This is a genomic window from Cereibacter sediminicola (genome assembly GCF_007668225.1).
GTDB lineage: Bacteria > Pseudomonadota > Alphaproteobacteria > Rhodobacterales > Rhodobacteraceae > Cereibacter_A > Cereibacter_A azotoformans.
This window is the reverse complement of sequence record NZ_VDEK01000027.1, coordinates 29063-53418: the sequence shown is the minus strand read 5'-3', so window position 1 is coordinate 53418 and position 24356 is coordinate 29063. Positions and strand designations below refer to the sequence as shown.

The 24356-nt window shown below is 65.5% G+C and carries 24 protein-coding genes; 15 read left to right on the top strand and 9 right to left on the bottom strand.

Features of this window, described 5'->3' with window-relative positions:
* The 5 genes from FG154_RS15660 to FG154_RS15640 form a co-directional block, all read right to left on the bottom strand.
* Positions 1–1810 (bottom strand): hypothetical protein (locus tag FG154_RS15660; protein ID WP_246100335.1); only part of this gene is annotated, 1810 nt, incomplete at its 3' end.
* Positions 1811–1836: 26 nt separating this feature from the next.
* The gene (locus tag FG154_RS15655) at positions 1837–2571 is read right to left on the bottom strand and encodes a hypothetical protein (protein WP_145109920.1); all 735 of its coding nucleotides are present in this window, start codon (positions 2569–2571) and stop codon (positions 1837–1839) included.
* A 414-nt stretch (positions 2572–2985) separates the two neighbouring features.
* Positions 2986–4236 carry an AAA family ATPase gene (locus FG154_RS15650; RefSeq protein WP_246100333.1) on the bottom strand — a complete coding sequence of 417 codons (1251 nt, stop codon included), beginning with the start codon at positions 4234–4236 and terminating at the stop codon, positions 2986–2988.
* A complete protein-coding gene (locus tag FG154_RS15645; RefSeq protein ID WP_145109916.1) occupies positions 4169–4621 on the bottom strand; it encodes a DUF6634 family protein in 453 nt (150 codons plus the stop codon). The genes FG154_RS15650 and FG154_RS15645 overlap by 68 nt, the downstream gene beginning before the upstream one ends.
* A 107-nt stretch (positions 4622–4728) precedes the next feature.
* On the bottom strand, positions 4729–5052 hold the full coding sequence (locus FG154_RS15640; RefSeq protein WP_145109913.1) for a hypothetical protein: 324 nt from the start codon (positions 5050–5052) through the stop codon (positions 4729–4731).
* A 682-nt stretch (positions 5053–5734) separates the two neighbouring features.
* Here FG154_RS15640 and FG154_RS15635 point away from each other — a divergent pair.
* Positions 5735–6229, top strand: coding sequence for a cupin domain-containing protein (locus FG154_RS15635; protein ID WP_145109912.1), 495 nt, complete (start codon positions 5735–5737; stop codon positions 6227–6229).
* Complete coding sequence (locus FG154_RS15630) at positions 6226–6690, top strand: nucleoside deaminase (RefSeq protein WP_145109909.1); 465 nt, start codon at positions 6226–6228, stop codon at positions 6688–6690. The genes FG154_RS15635 and FG154_RS15630 overlap by 4 nt, the downstream gene beginning before the upstream one ends.
* Positions 6691–6926: 236 nt before the next feature.
* Here the strand turns inward: FG154_RS15630 and FG154_RS15625 are convergent, their stop codons facing one another.
* Complete coding sequence (locus FG154_RS15625) at positions 6927–7166, bottom strand: hypothetical protein (protein WP_145109904.1); 240 nt, start codon at positions 7164–7166, stop codon at positions 6927–6929.
* 465 nt (positions 7167–7631) lie between these two features.
* Here FG154_RS15625 and FG154_RS21480 point away from each other — a divergent pair, with 465 nt between their 5' ends.
* The 12 genes from FG154_RS21480 (at position 7632) to FG154_RS15565 (ending at position 20058) form a co-directional block, all read left to right on the top strand.
* The gene (locus FG154_RS21480) at positions 7632–7898 is read left to right on the top strand and encodes a hypothetical protein (RefSeq protein WP_246100331.1); all 267 of its coding nucleotides are present in this window, start codon (positions 7632–7634) and stop codon (positions 7896–7898) included.
* Complete coding sequence (locus FG154_RS15615; RefSeq protein ID WP_145109901.1) at positions 7876–8454, top strand: hypothetical protein; 579 nt, start codon at positions 7876–7878, stop codon at positions 8452–8454. Before FG154_RS21480 ends, FG154_RS15615 begins: the two co-directional genes overlap by 23 nt.
* A gap of 436 nt (positions 8455–8890) precedes the next feature.
* Complete coding sequence (gene dcm, locus FG154_RS15610) at positions 8891–9961, top strand: DNA (cytosine-5-)-methyltransferase (protein ID WP_145109898.1); 1071 nt, start codon at positions 8891–8893, stop codon at positions 9959–9961.
* Between the two features lie 10 nt (positions 9962–9971).
* Positions 9972–10445 carry a very short patch repair endonuclease gene (locus FG154_RS15605; RefSeq protein ID WP_145109895.1) on the top strand — a complete coding sequence of 158 codons (474 nt, stop codon included), beginning with the start codon at positions 9972–9974 and terminating at the stop codon, positions 10443–10445.
* The gene (locus FG154_RS15600; RefSeq protein ID WP_145109892.1) at positions 10429–12078 is read left to right on the top strand and encodes an ATP-binding protein; all 1650 of its coding nucleotides are present in this window, start codon (positions 10429–10431) and stop codon (positions 12076–12078) included. The genes FG154_RS15605 and FG154_RS15600 overlap by 17 nt, the downstream gene beginning before the upstream one ends.
* Position 12079: 1 nt before the next feature.
* A complete protein-coding gene (locus FG154_RS15595; protein WP_145109889.1) occupies positions 12080–12907 on the top strand; it encodes an HNH endonuclease in 828 nt (275 codons plus the stop codon).
* Positions 12900–14720 (top strand): DEAD/DEAH box helicase, encoded by a 1821-nt coding sequence (locus FG154_RS15590; protein ID WP_145109887.1) that lies wholly within the window; start codon positions 12900–12902, stop codon positions 14718–14720. The genes FG154_RS15595 and FG154_RS15590 overlap by 8 nt, the downstream gene beginning before the upstream one ends.
* Positions 14717–15154, top strand: a complete 438-nt coding sequence (locus FG154_RS15585; RefSeq protein WP_145109884.1) for an EcoRII N-terminal effector-binding domain-containing protein — start codon at positions 14717–14719, stop codon at positions 15152–15154. The genes FG154_RS15590 and FG154_RS15585 overlap by 4 nt, the downstream gene beginning before the upstream one ends.
* A 323-nt stretch (positions 15155–15477) precedes the next feature.
* Positions 15478–17814: an AAA family ATPase gene (locus FG154_RS15575; RefSeq protein ID WP_145109879.1), complete on the top strand. Its 2337-nt coding sequence runs from the start codon at positions 15478–15480 to the stop codon at positions 17812–17814.
* Between the two features lie 340 nt (positions 17815–18154).
* Positions 18155–19099, top strand: coding sequence for a DUF7986 domain-containing protein (locus FG154_RS15570; RefSeq protein WP_246100329.1), 945 nt, complete (start codon positions 18155–18157; stop codon positions 19097–19099).
* Between the two features lie 2 nt (positions 19100–19101).
* Positions 19102–19470 carry a hypothetical protein gene (locus FG154_RS21475; RefSeq protein WP_246100327.1) on the top strand — a complete coding sequence of 123 codons (369 nt, stop codon included), beginning with the start codon at positions 19102–19104 and terminating at the stop codon, positions 19468–19470.
* Between the two features lie 111 nt (positions 19471–19581).
* Positions 19582–20058, top strand: a complete 477-nt coding sequence (locus tag FG154_RS15565; protein ID WP_145109876.1) for a hypothetical protein — start codon at positions 19582–19584, stop codon at positions 20056–20058.
* Positions 20059–20504: 446 nt separating this feature from the next.
* Here the strand turns inward: FG154_RS15565 and FG154_RS15560 are convergent, their stop codons facing one another.
* The 3 genes from FG154_RS15560 to FG154_RS15550 all read right to left on the bottom strand — a co-directional run bounded on the left by FG154_RS15560 (position 20505) and on the right by FG154_RS15550 (position 23444).
* Entirely contained in the window at positions 20505–22553 is a 2049-nt protein-coding gene (locus tag FG154_RS15560; protein ID WP_145109874.1) for an ATP-dependent helicase, read from the bottom strand.
* A 133-nt stretch (positions 22554–22686) separates the two neighbouring features.
* Positions 22687–23025 carry a DUF1330 domain-containing protein gene (locus FG154_RS15555; RefSeq protein WP_145109871.1) on the bottom strand — a complete coding sequence of 113 codons (339 nt, stop codon included), beginning with the start codon at positions 23023–23025 and terminating at the stop codon, positions 22687–22689.
* Positions 23022–23444 (bottom strand): hypothetical protein, encoded by a 423-nt coding sequence (locus FG154_RS15550; protein ID WP_186312391.1) that lies wholly within the window; start codon positions 23442–23444, stop codon positions 23022–23024. The genes FG154_RS15555 and FG154_RS15550 overlap by 4 nt, the downstream gene beginning before the upstream one ends.
* A 126-nt stretch (positions 23445–23570) precedes the next feature.
* Here FG154_RS15550 and FG154_RS15545 point away from each other — a divergent pair, with 126 nt between their 5' ends.
* Positions 23571–24341, top strand: coding sequence for a helix-turn-helix domain-containing protein (locus tag FG154_RS15545; protein ID WP_145109868.1), 771 nt, complete (start codon positions 23571–23573; stop codon positions 24339–24341).
* Positions 24342–24356 lie beyond the last annotated feature (15 nt).

Here is a 24356-nt window from a genome sequence, read left to right as displayed (position 1 = left end):
CCGGGGGGTCAAAATTGGACGCCGATTGGGGGTCAATTTTGGATGCCGATTGACAGCGAAGATCGACCTCTATGATTTCCGGGTGACCCTTCGCCGTGACATAGGCGTGCCGCATGAAGTCCGGATCGATGTGAACCATGACCTCCTTCGACTTGCCGGCCGCGAACACCTGCAACGCGGTAGAGTTGAAGGGGATTTTGAAGGGGTTGACGCCTTCCGAGGTGGTGTGCATCTTGCGCTTCACGCCGAGGTGCAGGCAGCGCTCGCGACGGTCGGGCACATCGATCCCGCCATAGAACTTGGTAACTTCGTCGTACTTCTGCCAGGGCGTCGCGCCAAACATGCCGGTGCCGCGGTGCGGGGCGAACGGATATTCGTCGACGAAGTAGCGCGTGATGATCCCGTAGAGTTCGTCATGGGTAATCCGGGCATTCGCCTCCGGCTCGTAACCCTCCAGTTCACCCGGACGACTGCCCGCATAGCCATCGAGGAAATTCAGCACCTGCCACTGCAGGGTCCCGAACGGCCGTTCGACAAAGGCATTGTCCGTGGAGTGATAGGTGCGGCTCGTCATGACGATCGAGTCGATGCCGAGCTGACTTGCGTAGACCGTGCCGTTCCGCGTTGCCGTTCCGTTGTCCGCCGTCGTCAGGAGCAGACCCGCGGGGGGCGCCGGATCCCGCTTGCAGCCGTAGCGGACCTTTTCCTTCGTCTTGTCGCGGGTCGCCATGCGAAAGAGCGCGTGGCTGTGATCGGCATCGGCCGACTCGGCGATGATCCAGGCCAGCACCAGACGGGTCGCGACGTCGATCATCAGATGCAACCAGAGCCGGCAGATCTCGTTGTCTTCCAGATCTTCCGACGCCTTCGCGGGATCGATCTCCTTCGCGCGCACGAGGCCTTTGCCGTCGGTGTGGATCGACAGATAGACTTGGTCCGTAGCAACCCGCTCGCCGAACATCAGGGCCGGAATGTCGGTTGATCCCGCGCCCTTGAGGTTCGCTCCCTGCCGCACCCCCTTCCGGCCGAGAGTCTGGGTCACCTCGGAGAGCGCGTTCTTCCGGGTGCGAAGCGTGGTGATGGAGGGATACCAGCGGTCGCGCGCGATTTCCTCCGGCGGAATGGGAAACTGCGTCTCGGCCATTCTCGCGAGCGCAGTGAGGGGCGGCTTCTTTTCATCGTGCCAGAGGTTGAGCGCGTAGGAGATGAAGCGCTCCTGCCAGCAGCTCATTCGCTGGCGATCTTTCGCCTCCCTCGGCCCTTTCATGTGGTCCCGATCCAGCAGCACCACGCAATTCCGACCGAACCTGAGGTAGGTGTCGACGTATTTCCTGAGGGTCCTGCCCTGAGGCCAGTCGAGGCTGACGGTAACCCGGCCGCCCCTCTTTGCCCCCAGCACCGGACTACCGTCGGCGATGTTCCGGGCACGCTCCTTCAGTTCCCTCAGCACCCTGCCCTCGGACCGGGTGGTCTTGTTGGGGCTCATGTTCCGATGGGTCAGCTTGGTGCCATCCGCTTCCATTGCAAGAATGGCGAGCACCACGGGGAGCCGTCCGCGAACGGCTTTCTGCTGCTCTTCCGGCAGTTGCTCGAAAGTCTCGTATCCCCCCGTGTAGGCGCGCACCGCCTTGAGCATTTCGTCTTCGGCCGGCTTGATGACGTCGCAGGCGCCGTCACGGATCGCCTGATCCACGCGCGCGAAGGACAGCGTGATGCATTCGCCGTCCTCCGTGTTCTCGACCGCATAGCCGTCCTTTTCCTTGCCGGTCACCAACCAGGAGCAACGGTCAAGTGACAGCCGGGAGCCCATAGGGATTCTGAACAGAGGCTGCGACGTCATGCGTTCAACCTCACCCGGGACCGCACGTTGATCACCGCGTGCCAGTCCGCCCACAGCACGCGCCGTCCGATCAGGCGCATGGCCGACTGCCACGCCTGCGCCGGCGGGAGATCGCACTTCGCGATGAGATCCTGCAGCAGCCAGTAGCTGGTGCAGCGCGCGACGTCCTCGACATGGGCGTCGGCGGCAGGATCGGCCTGGCGGTTGAGGTACCAGATGCGACGGAGGTTGTCGCGGAACGCCCGGGTGTAGTCGTCGGCATTCACGGTAATGGCATCATCCGCGAAATCGGTCGTGAGGCTCCCGAAGATGTCGTCGATCTCGTCCTGCGTGCTCTGCAGTCCGAGACTCCAGCCGTTGCGGACGTATATGGCGCGCCGGAAGCCGTCCCGGAAGGTCAACCGGAGATCGAAGTAGTGCTCGCGTTCCTTCTTCGCGCGACGGCACGGGAACAGGATCGGTGGCAACTGCACTTCCAGACGGTAAAGCTCCGGATCGAGCAGGGCTTCCAGCGCCACCGCGGATTCCGCCTGGCTGTCGAAATGATAGAGCTGCCGCACACCTGCGGTTGCGGCCGTGGCGGCGGTGAAGGACACCTTCCGGGCAGTGTTGCTCCGCGTCAGCGGGTTGCGGGCGCCGGCGTAGGGCAGCACGCCGTGGATCGGCGCCACTTCAAGTGCCGTCTCCTTGCGCTTCTTGCGTTTTTTCGGGTCGTCAGATCTTCCAGGCATCGACAATAGGTCTCCAGCCCCGGAAGGCGCACTTCCGGGGGGCACGCTTCAATTTCTGGGACTCTGACCGCGCTTGCCTGGGCCTCTTCGGGCCTCTAGGGTGGCAAGATGTTACGGGCGACCAGTGCCCCGACTCATGGCGCACCTCCGGGGGCGCCTTTTCTTTTTTCTCCTCATCTGCAGCGCGGATGCGCCGTTTCGCTCAGGCCATGGTGAGTCGGAGGCGCGAAAACGCGAAACAGAAAATTCCGGATGCCCGCGAGAAATGTTGATTCTCCTCAAGCCGTTGGACGACTTGATCTTTTTGCTTCGGGGCGTGCGGTTCCGGATTTTTTTAAATGGGCCTCGCAGAAAAAACCCGGCGAACTTTGGCGCGCGAGGCACGCAAGAATCCCGAATTTATGCGCCCGCCACTCAGTGCAGCGGCGGCCGCCGCTCCATCCTCTGGGCGCGGTCGAGCATGCGGATCAGCGCACGCAGGTCCGGCACGTGACCTCGCGCGGCGGCCCGGTCGAGGGCCTCGCAGATCGCGTCGAGCGACACGTCCGACAGGCCGCGCCGCGCACCTTCGATGCGCGCGAATGTCTTCAGGTCCGCGCAGGTCGGCCCCGCCAACCGGATGGGCGGACAGCGGCTCAGAAGCGGATCGGGCAGGGTCCGGTAATCGTTGCAGGTTAGGACCCAGATCACCCACGACATGTCGAAGCCGAGCTCGAAGTAGGGACAGGTCCAGCCGTGGGCCGACAATGGCTCGAGCAGCGGCAGCAGCGCATCCGTCAGTGCGAAGGTCTGCCCCTTGATGCTGGTCACCCGCCCGGCCTTTTCTACCTCGTCGACGACAACCAGTCCGTTCGCCACCTTCTCCGCCAGAATGAAGTTCAGCAGCCGGCCGGGCGCCGCGTTGCCCCAGCCCCTTTGCGACCCCACCAGGCCAAAGCTCGCGCCCTCGCAGGTGGCGTCGAAAACCATCCGGGGCACGCCGATGAGATCCGCGAGCGTGCGGGCCCAGGCGCTCTTGCCGGTTCCCGGCGGGCCGTAAAGGAGGAAGGGAGGCAGGCGCACGCCCGGCTCGCCGGATTGCGCCGAATGGCTCAGCGCATGCCACATCTGCTCCGTGGCCGGCGCCATCCAGGGGAACCTGGCATGAAGCTCGGCGGCGATCTCGTCGGCGCGATGCTCGGACGGGAGGCTCACCAGTTCGACGCCGTCGCGGAGGACCTCGAGCCGGCGTCGATCCTCCGGCTTCAGGAGGGACAGCGGTGATCCCCTCTGGGCGCAGGCGACGATCCGGTCGGCGCGGCGCGCAATGCGCTGCCGCTGGCTCCAGCTCAGGTCCGCCTTGCCCGGAGCATCCTTCTCGTCGTCGTCGGCTGCATCGTCCACCTCCGGCAGTGCATCCGGTTTCTTCGCTCCGGCAAGCAGGCGTCGGAGGAAGCGCGTCAGCCGCCGCTCGATCCGCGGCTTGAGGGTGGGATCAGGAAAGGCGGCATGCAGAATCTGTATGCGGGACACGGTGTTACCTTGGGCATGAGGAGGCCGGCGGGCGCCGGAGCGTCCGTTCGGCAGGAGGATCAGGGCAGAGAAAGTTGACCGCGGGTCAGTGTCGCGCGGCGCGCCTTGCGAGGCGGCGGATGCTGTCGATGCGCGCGGCCAGCAGGTGCGCAAGCGCTTCTGGATCGTCGAGCGGAATGTGGCTGGGGAGACCGAAGCCGATGACCTCGGGCAGCTCGCGGATTTGCGGAAACTCAGGTCCGACGATCTGCCGCAACGTGTCGAACGGCACGCCCAATTTGTACCAGCGGCTGAAGGTCCGGGCCCAGCCCTCGTCGCGGTCGAGCGCGATCAGGGGCGAGGTGGTGATGAGCGCGTCGCCGAGGCGCGGGTGGCGGGAGACCCGGCCCCAGAGAAGCGGGACGCCGCCGAGGGTCAGCATCGGCCGCCAGTGATCAAGGCAAGGTGCGTTGGCGAGATCGGACCCGGTCGGCCGGGCCTCGGCCGCTGCGATGGCGGCCAGGTAGAGATGGAGCAAGAAATCATCGTTGGAGATCACGAGGTCGGTTCCTGTGTAAGAGACGTCAGTGTCCGTCCCGCGGCGGAGCCGTCGCGGGTCAGGTGTCGGATGGAAAGTGTGGTGGCGGGGCGCGAAGACCGGCTGGTTCAGCTTGCTGGGGCGCCCGCGGCGGGTTGCCCGCGCTGTCTTTGGCGGCGGAATGTCCGGCGGATGCCGGAGCCGGACGGACCCGCAATCGGACGCGTGACATAGCCCCGGGATGCGGCAACCCGGTCATTCAGCACCCTCGGCGCGTCGGTGCGCACTCCGGATCGGAGGCCTATGCCCTGCCGGCGCCGCCGCTCCGGCAGGGCATTCGCCGGAATGCCGATGGCGAGCGCTTGCGGACGATCCGGGATCTCATCCTCGTTGGCGATGAGGCCAATCACGCTGCGCGCGTGATGATCGGTCGGATCCGGGTCGGGCCACATGGTGCGTTCCTGCGCTTCCGCGCCATGGGGGTCTGAAGGAAAGTCGAGGTCTTCAGACCTTGCCCATGAAGCGTCGATTCTGTCTGCGCAGCAAGGAACAGAATCCGGAAATCGAGTCAAATCAGTTACTTAAATGCGAAAAACTGTCTTCCGCCACCCTATGGACGCAGGGCCGGCCGGTCGTGAAGCCCTCGGGTGGCACGTTTCAGTCGGAAGTTGCCGACGGCGTCAAGGCCACTGTCCTGACGTCGCGCCATGTGTTTCAGGGTCACGAAGCGCGTCCTGACCAACCTGGCAAGGGGCACCACGCGAATGCCCGGCGCAGGAGGCCGACCACTTGGCCTTTGCTTCTGTCGGCGTCACGCGGCGGCACCCTTCGCGAAAAAGCATGGAGCGTTTGCGGATCCCGCAGCGTGGTCCAGAGACCTGACCCAGGTGACGCAGGCCGGCGGCTGGTGCGGCAGGTTGACGCTGTGAGTTCGCGGTGACCGCGAGCGGCGGTGGCTCGAGGCTGCAGCGCCTCGCGCCGCGCGGACAGGGTCCGCTCACGGCCTCCATCGTTCCTCCCATTACGCGAGCCGCACCGACGATGCGCCACGGGGGGTACCTGCCGTCCGGAGCCGGGGCATTCGCGTTGTGATCGAGTGGAACCCATTCGGGTCGCTGGATCGTTGCATACATCATGACAGCCTCTCCCGAACTCCTGCGACCTGCGACAACCGGATGGAGCCACCCGCGCCTGCCGGTGCTGCTCTACCGCGCCGCCCTGCCGGACGATGCCGATGCCGCCGAGGATCTGTTCCGGCGCCATGGCTGGTGCCCCGCGTGGCGGAACGGCATCTTCCGGTACGACCATCACCACTCGACCGCCCACGAGGCACTGGGGGTGCTGCAGGGCAGCGCCGTGGTTCGGATCGGCGGCCCCGAGGGCCCGCCGGTTGGCCTGTCGCGGGGCGATGCCGTCGTCCTTCCGGCCGGGACGGGGCATTGTCTGATCGAGGCGAGCGACGTCTTTCAGGTCTTCGGGGCCTACCCGCCCGGGCAGGACTGGGACATCCGTCGCGACCCGGCGGACGCGGAGACGCATCGGCGCCTCGAGCGGGTAACGGTTCCGGACCGCGATCCCTTCGGCGGCCCGCTGGCCGTTGGCACCTGGCGCCTTGAGGAGCGCTCATGACGGGGGAGAACGAGATCGACAGCCACCTGATGCGGAAACTGATCTCGAGGGCCCGCGTCGCTTCCGGCGAAGCCGGAAAAGCCGGGATCGCGGCGGCGTTGATACGCGACGGGCAGATCCTTGCGGAAGGAGTCAACCACGTCCACCTCGCCCCCGATCCCACGCAGCACGCCGAGATCGTAGCCATCGGTCGAGCCGCCGCCGCGCTTGGCCGGGCAGACCTCTCCGACTGCGTCCTGATGAGCACGCTCCAGCCCTGCGAGATGTGTCTGGCCGCCGCGCGTTTCGCCGGAATTCGCCGCATCGTCTTCGCGGCCCGCCAGGAGAACGTGGCGGCGAAGTACTTCGCCTTCCCGCATCTGACCCTCGACGACTTCCAGCGCGCGGGCCCCGGCTTCGAGACCGTGGGTGGCATCTGCGAAGCCGAGGTGCTGGCTCTCTACGTTGAAGGCCAAGAATGATGTGATGTCGGCCCGGCGAACACTTTCGTTGGCGTTGTCCGCGAGCTCCTGGCGCGAAAGCTCGCGCAGCCCCTTCGTCTCGTTCCCCATTTCTGCGCCTGGTCCAGGTCGGCTGCACACCTCATGTCCTGTTCCCTGACCATACTCTCTCTGTACGGACAACACCGGCGACATTGGGCGCTCGGGGACGCGGGGACCCTTCGAGAACCGTAGACACGTTCCTGGACACCTGCCGCTCAGCCCAGCAGGCGGCGGATCTCCGCATCTGTAAGCTGCACCGACCCAATGCCGGTATCACTTTCCGCGAGGTCGCGCGGCAATGGCAGTGGCTTGAAGGCGAAGGCCTCGTACCTTCGCGTCGCCGCACGGTCCGCCCGATCGGCGGCAATGCCGAGGACGACGGACAAGACCAGTATCAGGCACATCAGCCCGATAAACACGGTGTCGCTTTCGAGCGGCCAGTTGAGGATCTGCATGGGGCTGTTCCTCCTGTGACCTGAGTGTCGCGCAAATATGGGAGTTCATCAAGCCGAGGGAATCCCGACCCGTCGCAGAAGCGCCATGGCACTGGCAAGATGGCAAGTGCCAGGCGCGGCGCGCGTCACCATTCCTGCGAACTGCCCCCGTGTGTTGACCGGCGGTCAAGCTGATCTTCATGGTGAAAGGTGACGCGGGTGACGACCGCATTGCGGGCGGCTCGGCCGCCCGCAATCCCTCGGCTGTCTCTGTCGTTGACAGCGCCACCCTGTCGGGCGAAGCCAGCCCGGATCACCTGATGAGGGCACGATGGCGGGCGACGAGGACATCCGGACGAAGCTGGCAAAGCTCGAGGCGCTGTTTGCCCGCGGCGCCACGGCGCCGCGGGCGCCGCGCTCGACCGGCTGCAGGCGCGCATCGCGGCGGAGGCCCCGTCCGAGCCCGAGACCGAGGTGCAGTATGCCATGCCCGACAGCTGGTCGGTCCGGATCTTCGTCGCGCTCTGCCGCAAGCACGGCGTCCGGCCCTACCGCTATCCAAGGCAGCGGCGCACCACGATCATGGTCCGCGCCCGCGCCTCGGAGTTCGAGCGCACGGTGCTTGCCGAGTTCCAGACCCTCCACAGCGAACTGGTAGCCTATTTCGATGGAACGGTGGATCATCTGATCGCCGACGCCATGAAATCGGACGGCGACGATGCGACGCTCGATGTCCGTCCTATCGGGCGCTGATCCCGTGGCTCATCCCGTTACCGCCGAGGAACTGGCCGCCGCTTTGCCGCATGTCCTGGCCGCGCCCAAGACAGATGCACCAATCGTCTCGCTGTGCTGGCGCGCGGGGTTCAACCGGCGAAGCTTCCCGGATCGGCTTCTGCTCACCCGCCGCTGCGGCATCCCCGGCGAACGCTGGCTGAAGCAGCCGTGGCTGTGCCTGCCGGACGGACGGCCGGACCCGCGCATCCAGGTCTCGATCCTGTCCGCCCGCGTCTGCGACCTCGTCTGGCGCGACCGTCAGGGCACGCCGCATCCCGGCGACACCATCGTGGCCGACCTCGACACGTCCGAGGCGAACCTGCCTGTCGGCAGCCTGCTTCTCGCTGGCACGGCGGTGCTGCGCGTCTCGGATGTCTTCAATGACGGCTGTGTGAAATGGAAGGCGCGCTATGGCGTGGCGGCCAAGGACTGGATCGTCGCGCCGGGTCATGCAGCCTTGCGGTTGCGCGGCATCCTTTGCTCGATCGAAGAGGGCGGCGTCGTGGCCGCGACCGACCGGCTGCGGAAGATCTAGCCTTCGTCCGCACGGACCGGCCGCACCACCGTGCCGGCCGCTGCCAGAGCATCCGCCGGCGCCAGCGTCCCCACCGGTCGCCGCCCCCCCCGATGATCACGACCTCCGCCATGGGCCCCCTCCGTCGGGGGGTTTTGGTCGAAGGCTTTCGGCACCCGGCGCTTGGACCCGAAGGGGATGATGCCAGCGGTGTGAAAGCCTGCCCCGCCGCTCGGCCGTGTCGGGCGGCATCTCGCCGCTGACTTGCCACCGGGAGCCCTTACACCTTCCGCCCCGCCGGGGCGGCTGAGCGTAATCCACAACCTTGGCACGGTGCCACGCCGGATCGCTCTCGATTTTTTCGTCAGGCCCGTTCATGTTGCGTGAGCAGATGTAGAGTACCTTCGCGCGCGGAACTCCAGGATATGGAACCGCGAGCGCGACGCAGGAGCAGGAAATGGACGGTCAAGGCGGATTCCGGTTTGTGGACCTCTTCGCGGGGATCGGCGGCCTTCGTATCGGCTTCGAGGCGATCGGTGGACGGTGCGTGTTCACGAGCGAGTGGAACAAGTTCTCGCAGCAGACCTACCGGGCGAACTTCGAGGATGACCATCCGATCCATGGCGACATCACGAAGATCCACGAGGATGACATCCCCGAGCATGACGTGCTCCTCGCGGGCTTCCCCTGTCAGCCCTTCTCGATCGCGGGGGTGAGCAAGAAGAATTCGCTCGGCCGCGCGCACGGGTTCATGGACGAGACCCAGGGCACGCTCTTCTTCGACGTCGTGCGCATCCTCGCACGGCATCGGCCGAAGGCGTTCCTGCTGGAGAACGTCAAGAACCTGCTGTCGCATGACAAGGGCAACACCATGCGGGTGATCCTGCACGCGCTCGATGAACTGGGCTACATCGTCGACTACAAGGTCGTCGACGCCCGTCACTGGGTGCCGCAGCACCGCGAGCGGATCTTCATCGCGGGCTTCCGGAGTGACATCGGGACCAACTTCTCGCTGGACGACATCATGCGTCCGGCCACCGATAATCCCGTCCTTTCGGCCATCCTTCATCCCGAGGATGGCAGCGAGACCGTGGAGCCACCCTATACCGTCGGCCCCGACGCGAAAGTGGCCGCCAAGTACACGCTAACCCCCAACCTCTGGAAATATCTCCAGAATTATGCAGCCAAGCACAAGGCCGCGGGGAACGGCTTCGGGTTTGGCCTGTGCGGCCCGGACAGCGTCGCCCGCACGCTCAGCGCCCGCTACTACAAGGACGGGTCCGAGATCCTCATCGACCAGCCCCGAGGGATCCCCCGGCGGCTGACCCCGCGCGAATGCGCCCGCCTGATGGGCTTCGACCGTCCGGGATCGAACCAGCCCTGGAAGATCGTGGTGTCGGACACGCAGGCCTATCGCCAGTTCGGCAACGCTGTCGCCGCGCCCGTGGCGATGGCCATCGCCGAGGCGATGGAGCCGTGGATCCGGAACACCGTGGCGCTGCATCCGCGGAGGAAGCGCAGTGTCTGAACGGGTTCCCATGAGCCGGTCCGAGATGATGTCCCGGATCGGCCCGAGGAACACCACGCCGGAGATGAAACTGCGGCGGGGACTGCACCGGGCCGGCTTTCGCTTCCGGCTGCACCGCAAGGACCTGCCGGGAAAGCCGGACATCACCTTGCCCCGGCACCGCGCCGTGATCCGGGTGCAGGGATGCTTCTGGCACATGCACCCGGGATGCCGGAACTTCCGGCTCCCGAAGACGAACACTGCGTTCTGGGAGGCGAAGATCTCCCGCAACGTGGCGAGGGATGCCGAGCAGGCCCTGTCCCTGCACCAACTGGGCTGGCGCGTTCTGACGGTCTGGGAATGCGCGACCCGGGACATGCCCGCGGATGACCTGCTAACCGCGGTGACTGACTGGCTGCAAGGTTCGACGGAAACCGGGGAGATTCCCGCGACGACGACCCTGAGCCAACAAGAAGATGGAGTGGATGGTGAACGACCTTATTAACAACCCTGACGCGTCCCGACTGATCTTCGGCCTGCGGGACACCGGCTACAACTTCAGGACTGCCGCGGCGGACATCATCGACAACTCCATCGCGGCCGGGGCCGACGAGATCCATGTCCGGATCGAGATGAGGCCTGACGGCAGGAAGTACGTCTATTTCGGCGACAACGGACACGGCATGGATGCGGCCGGCGTCCACAGCGCGCTGCGGTACGGATCTCCGGTGCGCGCCAACCTTGCCAGCCTCGGCAAGTTCGGGCTGGGTCTGAAGACCGCCTCCAGCTCGGTCTGCAAGCGCTTCACCGTCATCTCCCGCAAGATCGAGGGCGCCCCGTTGGCCAAACTCGCGTGGGACCTCGATCATGTCGAGACGACCGACACGTGGGAGATGTTGCGTGAACCGGTCGAAAACCATGAGGCGGAGGCGTGGGAGGAGCTTTGCGGCGAGCGCGGCACCCTCGTCGTCTGGTCGAAATGCGACCGGCTGCTGTCGAAGCATTACGACGAGCCCGGTGGCACGAGGGAGCAGGCGGCGATCAAACGCCTCCGGGTGGCCCTGAAGGACCATCTCGGCATGATCTACCATCGCTTTCTTGACGCGGAGGATGATCGTCAGCGAACCATCCGGATGACGGTCGACGGCGAGCCCGTCGAGCCCTGGAACCCCTTTTTCCCCGAGAAGTCGGAACAGGTTCTGGCGGACTCCCAGCAGGTCATCGGCATGGACACGGCTGAGGGCGACGGTGGCGGCGAGGCCCGGATCAGGGCATGGATCCTTCCCCATTCCTCGAGCCTCACCGAGGTGGAGAAGAAGAAGGCGAACATCACCAACCGCGGCCAAGGCTTCTACATCTACCGGGAGGGCCGCCTGATCAACGCGGGAGGATGGCTCGGCGTCTTCGGCTCGCACGGAACGTTCGAGCCGCACATGTCCCTGCTGCGGATCGAGTTCGACTTCGGTCACGAGCTTGACGAGGCGTTCTACGTCGACGTGAAGAAGTCGCGCATCCTGTTCGATCCGGCGATCGAGGAGCACCTCACAACGCTTCTGCGGAACGCGCGCCGCGAGGCGGAGAACCGGTATCGCCGGAAGGAGCGGGAAAAGGCCGCAGGCACCACGCTGAACCACACCTCGGCCAACACCAGCATCGCGACGACGCCGAACCTGAAGACCCCGGTTGTGGAGGAGGTCGATGCCGCCGCCCAGACGGCCGTCGTGACGAACGCGATGGGATCCCGGATCAGGCTCCGGCAGCCGGTGCAGAACAACGTCTCGCCGACGGCGGTGCATGTCGATGCCGTTGATACGATCACGACGGGCGAGCTCTGGGTCCCGGCGCTGCGGAGCTCGGGCACGACGGGCCACGTTCCGGGCGTGGAGCTCAACCGGCACCACGATTTCTATCAGAAGGTCTACCTGCGGGCGGCCTCCAACGGATACGCGGTCGAGGGCATGGACCTGCTGTTCTGGGCCTTCGCCGCAGCCGAGCTGGAGTATTCCAACCCGGAGATGCAGCCGATCTTCGCCGACATCCGCGAGGTGGTCTCGTCGAACCTGCGCAAGCTCCTGCGCGCCGTGCCGGTCGCACAGCCGGCCGACGCCGAGGATGTCGTGGACGACGGGGACAGCTGAGATGCTCGTCTCCCGGCGCGAACTCATCGCGAGGGAACTCGCCGAAGGAACCGGCGCGACGATCGCGGTCGGCTTCCTTGATGGCGGCCTGCGGCGGGGATTGCGCATCTGGTTTGACGATCTCGACGAGAAACATGGTCCGGTTGCGGAACTCCGTCCCTACGGATTGAAATCCCACCGGGTGCATCTGGCCTTCGGCCCCTTCGCGGCGCGCGTCCTCGCCACGATCCGGGCCGCGGAGGCCGAAGACGTCCAGCTGGCCCGGTCGCTGGTGCGGTCCATTGCGCGGGTCGCGGAGGTGACCGTGACGGATCAGGGACTGGACGACTGGCAGGTGGCGGATGCCCGCTTCGGAATCACCGCCACCTTCCGGCACGACACCATCAACCCGGACACCGACGAGGCCGTGATCCTGACCTGCCGGGAAGTTCTCGTGCCGCTGGTGGCGGCCATGGCGGAACTGATCGGCTATGACGTCGTGGAGGAGGTGCCCGGGACGGACCTCCCTGCGGTCGAAGGGGCCCTCAGCCGGGCGACCGTAAACCGGCGCGAGCGGAACCCGCGCAACCGGCTCCTCTGCCTGCGCATCCATGGGCGGACATGCCGGATCTGCGGAACCGATCCGGAGGCCGTCTATGGCGCGGCGGGCGGCATCATCGAGGTCCATCACCTCGAACCCGTCTCGATGCTGCACGAACCAAAGCCCTTCGATCCGGAGACGGACCTCGTGCCCCTCTGTCCGAGTTGCCACCGCGCCGTACACACCCGTCGCCCCTGGCCATACACGCCGGAGGAACTGATGGGCATGATGGGGATCCATCGTGGTTGATTTCGCGGCGCTACCTCACCGTTTCGGCGACCTCGCCGGCCATCTGCCCGAAGGCTTCACCCTCTCGGAGCGTGTTCTCGATCCGGAGATCCGCCTCGATCTCGAGAACGGCCGTATCGTCGTGCGGCTGATCGGGATCCGGAACGTCCGCGGCAACCGTCTGGAACTTCCCGCCCCGACGCCGGCCCATGGATGGGTTGTCGATGGAACGGTCCTGCGACCGCTGCCTTCGGATGTCGGCGACCTCGTCCGTGCCGCCACGGGCGACCTCGACCACGGGCGGATCCGGTTCGGCGACGCCATCCGTCTGCTGCGCGGCGAGGACACGCCTTTTGCCGTCTCCGCCTCGGAAAGCTTCCTCGCTCCGGGAGGGACGGCCGCGGCCGATCTGCCTGGCGTGGTGGACGTGCCGGGCCTGCAAGCGACCCTCTTTCCCTATCAGGCACGGGGCGTGGCGTGGATGCGCGAGGCGGCCGCGCGCAACGGCGGCCTGATCCTCGCCGACGAGATGGGGCTGGGAAAGACGCTCCAGATCATCGCGCTGCTGCTGCTCTCTCCGCCTCCTGCCGATGCCCCGGCCCTTGTCATCTGCCCGACGAGCCTGATCGCGAACTGGGTCCGGGAGATCGCGCGCTTCGCGCCCTCGCTGACGGTGGCGGTCCACCGGGGACCGCAGCGTCCCGGGACGTGGCGCGGGCTGCAGGGCACCAACGTCGTCATCGCCACCTACGACACGATGGTGAACGACATCGCCATCTTCTCCGCCTTCGAGTGGTCCTGGGTGATCTGTGACGAGGCGCAGGCGATCAAGAACCCGGACTCGGTCCGCAGGCGATCGATCGTCACCATTCCCCGCCGCCATGCGGTGGCGATGACCGGGACGCCCGTCGAGAACACGTTGGTTGACCTGTGGTCGCTGGCCGACTTCGTGGTGCCGGGTCTGCTTGGCACTCGGCAGTCGTTCGAGAAGACCTGGCCGGACACCTTGGAAGCCGCCCGGGATCTCGCGACCGTCACCGACCCGCTGATCCTGAAGCGGCGGGTGGCGGACGTGGCGGGCGACCTGCCAGAGCGGATCGACATCGATCTGCCGCTGGAACTGGACGGTCCTCTTGTGGAGGGTTACCGGCGGGCGCGCGAGGAAACGCTCGCTAGGTATCCGGTGGCCGGACCACTGGTCGCGACCCTGCAACTCCAGCTTTTCTGCGCGCATCCATGGCTGCGGCCGTCCAATCCGGACGATGCCGACGGCGAATTCGCGGAGCTGGATCGCGGTCACGATCTGCCCCTGCTCACTCCGAAGCTGGAACGGACCCTGGAACTCTTGCGGGAGGCGTTCCGCAACGGCCGGAAGGTCCTCGTCTTCGCCCTGTTCAATAGGCTTGGCGATCTTCTGCGCGAGGCGGGGGCCGATCTCCCGGACGCGTTCTGGGGCGCGATCAACGGGTCGACTCCGCAGGAGGACCGCCAGAAGATCATCGACGACTTCACAGCCCATGAGGGTCCGGGCTGCCTTGTCCTGAACCCGAAAGCGGCCGGCGCCGGGCTGAACATCACTGCCGCCACTGTCGTCATCCACCTGACCCCGGTCTGGAACCCGGCGCTCGAGGCTCAGGCCAGCGCGCGCGCCCACCGGCGAGGTCAGACCCTGCCGGTGACGGTCTACCGGCTTTTCTACGAAGACACCGTCGAGAGGGTCATGCTGGACCGCTCGGCATGGAAACAGGAACTGGGCAACGAGACCGTGCCGACCGCGATGCGGGACGGGGCGGATCTGCAGCGCGCCTTGGAGATCACACCGGAGACGACATGAGCAGGACCGCCTTCCGCAAAACCCTGAGCGCGAACGACGTGGGCACGACCGGCGGGCATCAGGGAGGCATCCTGATCCCGAAGGGCGAGAGGGAGCTTCTGGCAATCCTCCCGCCACTGGATCCTACGATCAAGAACCCCTCCGCGTGGCTGACCTGTATCGGAGGGGACGGCGTCCCGCACAGGTTCCGTTTCGTTTATTACAACAACAAGCTGCACGACCCGAACGGCACGCGGAACGAGTACCGCATCACTTACATGACAGCCTGGTTTCGGGACGCCGGAGCGAAAGCAGGCGATGTCTTCGAGATCGGCATCTCGCCGGACGACGCTCATTATTCGATCCGGGTGATCAATCCCGACGCCGATCCGGAACTCTCGCACGAAGGGGCGCCGGTCCGGATCAAGCTCCGGGGCTGGAACCGGGTGCATTGACGTAACGATGCTCGTGGCAGGAGCATGCGCTGACATCCGGCACGTGTCTGATAGGGTTGGTGTTGGTCGTCAGGGGAATCCTGCTGATCGCCACCCAAGGCAGTCTGGCCGCCTTCACACGCCCTGACGCACTCGTAGCGCGATTTCTGCGGCAACAGGCAAAAGCGGCGATCCGCGACCAGCGTGTATGGCGACGCAATGCGCAGGGGACGGACACCGCCTTTGAGGTCTCTGGTCCAACTTCGCACAGTGCCGTCGGCATTTGCCGCCGACATGGATGAGCTGGTAATCTATTGTAATATGTGCAAGCATCTTCCTGTTGCATGTTCGAACGAATCTTTGGCGGTTGGGTAATGCCTGAAAGCATATTTGTAGAGAAGCTGGTTCAGATCACGGGCGTAGGTATCTGGCGTGACCAAAAGCCTCAAAGCCCAGATGCTGATTTTGCGCGAAAGACGATTGTTTATGGGTTCAATGGAACAGGGAAGACCAGCCTATCCCGAATCTTTTCTTCACTCGAAGCAAATTCGCTAGCCAATGGGCTCGATGACCGCGCGAAGTTTCAGGTCAAGTTCTCCGACGGAACTACAGCTACCGATGCGAGTCTTGCACATCCGCTCGGAAACCACCTATTAGTCTTCAACTCGGATTTTATTTCCAGAAACTTTCAATGGGATAAGGGCTCGGCGTTACCGATCTTCCATATCGACGAAGAGAGCATTGAAAAGGTGAACGAGCTTCGGCGACTAGAAGCCGACCTAGAGAGCGCTTCAGCCGAGGTTCGCGCAACCAAAGTAAGGCAGGAAGCGGCAGAAAGAAGATACAAGGATAAGGGCACGGAAATCGGCGGACGCGTGCGCGACGTCAGGGGTACCGGCTATACTCAGCAATTCAATAGAGGGAATGTCGACCGCGAGTACTCCGAAAAAGAGTTCAAGGAACAAGACAACCTCGAAGACGTTAAAATTGACGAATATCGTGCGATTCTTCGTCAGCCCGAACCACTCCCGAAAGTTAGTCTAGCATTCGAACTGTCCGCGGAATATAGGGAGAAGTTTAAAACTGCGTGTGACCTAGTGCAGCGAGACTTCTCCGCACAGCTTTCGTCGGACCTCACCGCGCACGCCAACATGTTGGCGTGGCTGGCAGAAGGTCACCGCTACCACGAAGAAAACCGCCTCGGGTCATGTCTCTATTGTGGCAACGAGATATCAGGCCAACGAAGAAAATCCTTGACCGAGTTGTTCAGCGATAGCTGGCAACAGCAAATGAACGCGCTCAAAACGGCTATTGAATGGTGCGGGCAGTCACGCTCGTTGCTCAGAGGATGGCTCGAGGGCTTTCCATCGCGGTCATCCATTCAACCCACCTTAGCCCAAAGTTTCGACGAAGCCGAAAAGGTGTTCCGGGCTGAGGTCACTGCAACCGGGACCGCGGTGCGTGAGCTTCAAGCTGCGCTTGAGGGGCGTCAACGGAACCCTATGGAAAGTCAAACCGTTCCCGACAGCGCGACCAAGCTCTTGGACTTTGCATGGTCAGCTAGGTTCACTGATGCCAAGAACCGTTTTCTCGCAGTCATCACTGAGCACAATTCCATCCATGATCAGTTTAGGCAACGCAAGGACGCCGCCGCTAGCGCACTTAAAGCCCATGTGCTCTTCGGCGAGCAAGATTCATACCGTCAGCTGAAGCGTATTGCTGCGGAGGCGGAAAATGATGCCCAGATGGCGCAAAGCACCGCGAAAGATATGAACGAGAAGGCTGAAGCGTTGCGCAAAGCTATTCGTAAACATGGGATCGCGGCCAACGAGCTCAATAGCCTGCTTCACGAGTACCTCGGGCACAATTCAATTCGGCTGGAGGCCAAGGAAGAAGGGTATCAATTGGTTCGCGTAGATGGTTCGATCGCGCAGAACCTCAGCGAGGGCGAGAAGACCGCTCTCACCTTCTGCTTCTTTCTAACTCAATTTGGCGCAGAAGGGCGAGACAAAAAGAAGCTTGTGGTAGTGATCGATGACCCGGTGTCGAGTCTCGACAGCAATGCGCAGACCTACGCGTTCGGTTTGATCAAAAAGCATACCAAGCGTGTCGCGCAGGTCATTTTGTTGACTCATAACCTCAAGCTCATGCACATGGCGAAACGAGCTTTCTTCCGAGGTGTAAACTTCTCGGAATCGGTCCCCCAAGGACTTCTTTTCGTTGACTGCCGCGATGATGGAAACGGCAGCCGAAAATCAGCTCTGATGAAGATGCCATCGCACTTGGCGAAGTACGACTCGGAATACCAATACCTTTTTTCTATCGTGCTCGAAGCCTCTGAAAATCGGAGTACCGACTATCTTTATCTACTGCCCAATGCGATACGGAAACTCTTGGAGATATTCACGGCATTTGCTGCACCGGACAAAGCCAGTTTCGCCGAAGCGCTGTTCGACGACTCAGGGAAGATCAAAGGGTTGGATCAGGCAGAGATGAACCAACTTGAGCGAGTATGCCAAATCGAGTCTCATGGTGACATCGAGGCCGTCACTTCGCTTCCCCCACTTACTGTCGAAGAGAGTCATCGCGCGGCAAATGGCGCAGTGAAATACATTCGGGAGCGTGACAGAACGCACTACAATGCGATGCTGCGGATTGTGAAAAAACCGGACGCCGACTGAAAGCCCGCCGCACTCTACCATCCAAGGCGGGGCCGGGCGGGGCGGTTCACCTCGCGCGACAGGCAGCAATGGGCTGCGAGCGCCTCCCGCCACGGCACTCTTGAACGGCAGCTTCGGAGGGTTGCGTCGGAATGAACGACCGGCCGCCGCTAATTCAGTCCCGGAGGGCCAACTGCTTCGCTGCCGCGGGGCCGTGCGCGGGCTTCTTGTTCACGGCTCCAGGCGGCGAGGCCGGGCTTGCCTGCCGCGCGCGACGGTCCTACGCAGGATGCCGAGGCTCGGGGCGGGAGGGGACAGGCGACGGTGAAGCACGGGCACGATCTCGGCGGCATCATCGCCCTTGCGCACCGCGAGGAGGGAGTGGGCCGCGCGGCTGGCCGCGGTGGTCGACGAGCACTTCCTGCCCGCGCTCGAGGAATTCGACCTCGACTTCGACGACCTCACCGACATCCTAGGCGAGCAACTGCCCTGGACGCTCTGGGGCTGCGCCTTCGAGGACTTCCTCAGCCGCCGCTGGGAGCCGGACGGCCGGACCGTCGTCGATGTCTACCTCAAGCGCCGCGGCTGGTCGGAGAAGGTCCTGAACCGCGCCTACATCGAGGGTCTCCGCGACGCCCACGTCAGCCTGCACGAGGTGAGCCGCGCGGTCCCCGGCCAGAGCATGGCGCTGCGCGACCTGCTGACGGGCGGCGAGCCGGTGACGGTGCGCGAGAAGAGCGCGACGCGGCAGCTCAAGCAATGGGACCGGATCGTGGCCCGGGTGGTCTCCGTCCGCGATCATCATGTCATCGCAGGCGGGGTCCTGCCGTTTTCGGCGGAGGCGGTGGAGATGCTGTTCGGCGGGCTGCGCGACGCGCTGCGGCTGCGCAAGCCGACACGCCGCGACGTGACGGTGGACCAGCTCCGCCATTGCGCGCCGATCTTCAGCGGCGCCCGGTTCTTCACCCACCTGCCCGGGCTCCTGAACCCGCCGGCGCCGCACCTGACCAACACCGACGGCGAGGAGCTGGAGTTCCACGAGCTTCGTTTCCCCTTCGTGCCACGCGTGGCGCAGGGGCAGGTCGTGGCGGCTTTGTCGAGAGTGCCGGACCTGTCGCGCGACGGATCGAAGTCGTGGGACTGGCTTGCCCGGACGAAGCCCGTGGCGGGCAAGAAGACCGGGCGCACCGGGCCTCGCGCTCGAAACCTTCCCGGAGGGCGGCACGGTGCTCGGATCGCTGGAGTTGAAGGGCAAGGCGCTTGCGCGTCAATTCGAAGGAGCGCGCCGCGCGGGGCGGGGCGATGATCATGGCCGCTGCCGGCGACCTCCTGCGGCCGCCGCTGACCACGATCCAGACCGTCGAGCAGGCGATGCGCGACCGCGTTACTCGCGGCGAGCGCGAGGAACCGGCGGAGGAGATCCCGCCCGACGTCGCCCGCCAGATCCTGCAGGACCATCTCGACCGGCACTACCGCGACACGCTCGATCAGCCGATCCCCGTGCTGGGCGGCAAGAGCCCCCGGCAGGCGGTCCGCAGCGCAGCGGGCCGCAGGAAGGTAGTGGACTGGCTGAAGTATCTGGAGAACAGCAGCGCCCGAAACGAGGGCTCGCCGCTTGCCAACTATGATTTCCGCTGGATATGGGAGGAACTGGGGCTGGCCGAGGAGCGCAAGTAACGGAAAGGCCCGTCCCGCAGATGCCTCGGCACCCCGCGGTGCGTGGCCGCCGTTGCAACCTCCGCCCCGGCGGAGCAGACTGCCCTTGGAAGCGCCAGGGACGGTATTGGCATGGCTCTCGAGGACACGGTACAGAGTGCATTCGAGTGGCTCGCCCACGCGCCAGGCGCTCGCAGCGACCCGGAGGGCACCGCGCGCGCGGTGGAGGCGGCGCTGGCCGCGGCTCCCCATGACCTCGACGTGCGGCTGGCGGCCTACCGCTTCCACTTCTACACCCACCGGTTCGCGCAAGCGCTCCCGCATGCCGAGGCGATCCTGGGCATGGCCGCACGACGGCTGAACGTCGCCGCCGACTGGACCGCAGTCAGCCCTGGGGACGCAGACTTCCGGGAGGCCGAGACGGCGCAGGGTCTCTATCTCCAAGCTCTCATCGCACTCGCCTACTGCCACATGCGCCTCGGCCGCCTCGACCTCGGGAACCTCTATCTGACCAAGGCCGTCGAGCTTGATCCCAGCGACCGTTTCGGCGCCAGCCGCCTCCGGACCGCCGCGCGGGCGCCGGCAACGGAGGACGAGGACGAAGCATGACCTTGCGAAGCGGATCGCAAACATGGGCCCACTCCCTGGAGGCAGGCCTATCCTTGGGACTGCAAAGCCGAAACAGAGTCTCGCGTTCCAAGGTTGCGCCGCCGCGACAAGTAAGCCCGTCCTGAACTGTTGGGGAGCTTGGTCCGCAACTCGCAAAGTCGACGCTGACGGACGACCCAGCAATAGAAGCGTTCCAGCCCTTCTCCGACCTTTGAACTCACCGCAGCGCGGCCCGCGGACCGCCGCGGCGGGCGGCTTGCCGATCGTGAGGCCGCGGCATTGCACCCGCGGCGGTCGGCTCACTGCGTCGCTCCCCATAGCAAACGGCGGCTATGGCCGTTTTCGGCAGATGCGATGCGGCAACTGCGACGATCGGCAACCGGCCCTCACGTTGAGCGTCAGGCCCCTCACTACGTCCCTCTGCCACCGTATTCGCAGCCCAAGCCTCATCCCCACATCCCGCGCATCCGGGCGGCGACGTCGATCGGCGGCGGGAGCGGCGCGGGGCGCGGACCGTCGGCAAGGATCGGGGGCGACCAGTGCGTGACCTCGAACGCGTCCAGCATCTCGCGCGGGATGAAGCGGCTGCGCAAGGCGTGGATGTGGCGGTCGCCGTGCCTCGTCTGGCCGGTGACGTAGAAGCGCAGCGGGACGCCAAGGGTCAGCCGGTCTTTCGCCCGCGTCATCGCGACATAGAGGAGGCGACGCTCCTCCTCGATCTCGGCGGAGGTGCCGGTGCCGAGGTCGGAGGGGATGCAGCCGTCCACCACGCTCAGCACCTGCACTGCGCGCCATTCCTGCCCCTTGGCGGAGTGGATCGTCGAGAGGATCAGGTAGTCCTCGTCCTTCAGCGGCACGCCGGCCTGGCCACCGGTGGCGTCCGGCGGATCGAGGGTGAGATCGGTCAGGAAGCGCTCGCGCGACGGAAATCCGGCGGCGATCTGTTCGAGTTGCAGAAGATCGGCGCGGCGGTATTCGGCATCCTCGTGCAGCCGGTCGAGGTGCGGATCATACCAGGCACGGGCGCGGGCCAGACCGGCCGGCCAGTCGGCGTCAAGGGTGCCAAGCGTGTCGACGAGGCCGACCCAATCGGCACCGGCACGCGGGGGTGGCGGCAGCGTTCCCAGTGCCGTCAGCGGATCGGGCTGTGCGGCAATCGCCTCCAGCGCCCGCCCGGCCGAGGCCGGCCCGACGCCCGGCACCAGCTGCAACACGCGAAACCCTGCCACCCGGTCGCGCGGGTTCTGCGCGAAGCGCAGCAGCGCCAGCAGGTCCTTCACATGGGCGGAGTCGAGGAACTTCAACCCGCCGAACTTCACGAAGGGCACGTTGCGCCGGGTGAGTTCGACCTCGATCTGGCCGGAGTGGCTGGAGGTGCGGAACAGCACCGCCTGGTCCTTGAGCCGCATGCCTTCCTCGCGGTTCCTCAGCACCTCGTCGACGAAGAAGCGCGCCTGATCGGCCTCGGTCTGCAGGGTGACCAGCCGCGGCTTCTCGGCCGACGCCCGGTCGGTCCAGAGCGACTTGGTGAAGCGCTCGCGCGCCTGTTCGATCACCCGGTTGGCGGCGGCAAGGATGGGCTGCGTCGAGCGGTAGTTGCGGTCGAGCGTGATCACTTCCGCAGGGGGCGCGAAGGCGGCGGGGAAATCGAGGATGTTCCTCACCGTCGCCGCGCGGAAGGCATAGATCGACTGCGCGTCGTCGCCCACCACCGTGAGGCCGCGGCCATCCGGCTTCAGTGCCAGCAGGATGCGGGCCTGCAGCCGGTTGGTGTCCTGATACTCGTCGATCAGCACATGGTCCCATTGCCCGCCGATATGGGCAGCAAAGCCGTCGTGCTCCATCACCTGCGCCCAGGCGAGCAGCAGGTCGTCGTAGTCGAGCACGTTCTGCGCCTGTTTCGCCGCGACATAGGCCGCAAAGAGCCGCTTCAGCTCGGTCTCCCACATCGCGCACCACGGGAAATGCCCGCGTAACACCTCGGCCAGCGGATCGCCTGCGTTGACGCAGCGCGAATAGATCGCGAGGCAGGTGCCTTTCGCCGGAAACCGCGTCTCGGTCTTCGACAGTCCCAGCCCGTGGCGGGCGAGGTTCATCAGGTCGGCGGAATCCTCGCGGTCATGGATGCTGAAGTCCGGGTTCAGCCCGATGTTCAGGGCGTTCTCGCGCAGGATGCGGGCGCCGATGCCGTGGAAGGTGCCCGCCCAGGCCAGCGCCTCGGCGGCGAAACCCTGCCCCAGCGCCTGCGCCGTGATCCGCTCGACGCGCCGGGTCAACTCCGTTGCCGCCCGGCGCGAGAAGGTCATCAGCAGGATGCGGCGTGGATCGGCGCCGTTTACCAGAAGATGCGCGACGCGATGCGCGAGCGTCGAGGTCTTGCCCGACCCGGCCCCCGCGATCACCAGAAGCGGCGGCGAGGGCAACGGCCGGCCCACGCCGAATTCCACCGCCTGCCGCTGCCGGTCGTTGAGCTTGTCGAGCCAGGCCACACCCATGCCGCGCTTCCTCCCGCGACCGCAGCGGCCGCGAGGGTACCATAGCGGGAGCGGAACGCAAAGAGAACGCAATTGATGGACCTGGTCGGCGGCGCACATCCTGCGCCCTCGGGCCGGTGAACCCGGTGCGGTCTCAGATCTCGCCTGATCCGGCCGACAGGATGTCGGTCGCCCTGTGGTCCGCATCCACGCCTTCGATCAGGAACACGTCGCCCTCGCTGTTGCGCAGGCGGAGCGGCAGGATCGCCTGATAGGCGTCCGATCCGTACCAGCCTCGGGCGCGTTCGAGATCGGGGAAGGCGATGACGATGAGATCACCCGGGAACGCTCCCTCCAGCACCTGCGGCGTGGCTCCGTGGATGATGAACCGCCCGCCGAAAGGCGCGAGCGTGGCGTCGATGCCGGTGAGGTAGGCGACGATGTCGACGCCCATGTCGACCCAGTGCAGATGTCCGATGGCATAGGCGGTCATGCGGTTTCTCCCTTGTCACCGGAAGCCATGGTGCCCTCGCTCCGATGGAGCGCCTGCGCCTCGGCAAGAGCCAGGCCAGCGACGGCGAGCGCCTGCAGGACGAGGAAGGTCCAGCCGGCTGCATTCGGCGTTACCAGGTGCGTCAAGGGCAGCAGCAGGCTGATCGCGACCCAGAGGCCATTACCCCGGATCACGACACGCGCCGCCCAGCGGGGCACGCAGGTCCTTCGGGCCTGCAGCGCCATGAACCCGGCCACCGGAAGCAGGACGAGACCGGCGCCGAACAGCAGGTGTGGCGGCAACTGCGTCAGCTGCGCGATGGGCTCAGCTGCCAGCGTCAGCAGCCCGGCCATGGCGGTGCAGGTCGCGGCATCCAGCGCCAGCAGCGTCTGAAGCGAGAGCGAGGGGGTGGGTCTCATGATCGGCTCCTTCGTGGATCGTCGCCAACTCCGGCAGCGACCCCTCGAACATCCGCACCGCATCGGGATCGGTCGATTACCTTGCAGGTAATTGCCGCTCCGGGACCCGGTGCTAGCTTTGCGATCATGACCGGGATGACCGACAGCGCAGGGGACCTCATCCGCCAGTGGCGTCAGCGCCGCGGGCTGAGCCAGATGGCGCTGGCCGCGAACGCGACGATCTCGCAGCGCCACCTGAGCTTCGTCGAATCCGGTCGGGCGCGCCCGAGCCGGGACATGGTGCTGCATCTGGGCGAGCATCTCGGTGTGCCGCTGCGCGAGCGCAACGTGATGCTGACGGCGGCCGGCTTCGCACCCCATTATCCGCAGAGCGCGCTCGCCGCCCCGGAGATGCGCAGCGTCCGCGACCTCATCCAGCGGCTGATCGACGGCCACATGCCGCATCCCGCGCTTGCCGTTGACCGGCACTGGACGCTGATCGCGGCGAACGCCGCGGTCCAGGCGCTGCTTGCCGGCGTCGCGCCGCATCTGCTGGCGGGCGAGGTGAATGTCCTGCGCCTCAGCCTGCATCCCGAGGGGCTGGCGCCGCGCATCCTGAACCTGCGGGAATGGCGGCACCATCTGCTGACGCGGCTGAGCCACGACATCGAGGTCTCGGCCGATCCGGCGCTCGCGGCGCTGCGCGACGAGCTGGCGGCGATGCCCATGCCGGCGGCGACCGGCCCCGAGCGCTTTGCCCCGGCGCGGGAGGCCCGCATTGCCGTCCCGTTGCGGCTGCAGACCGAGGCCGGCCCCGTGTCCTATCTCGGCACCACCACCGTCTTCGGCACCGCCGTCGATATCGCCCTGTCCGAGGTGACGATCGAGGCGTTCTTCCCGACCGGCACCGGAACATGAAATGGCGCGGACTGG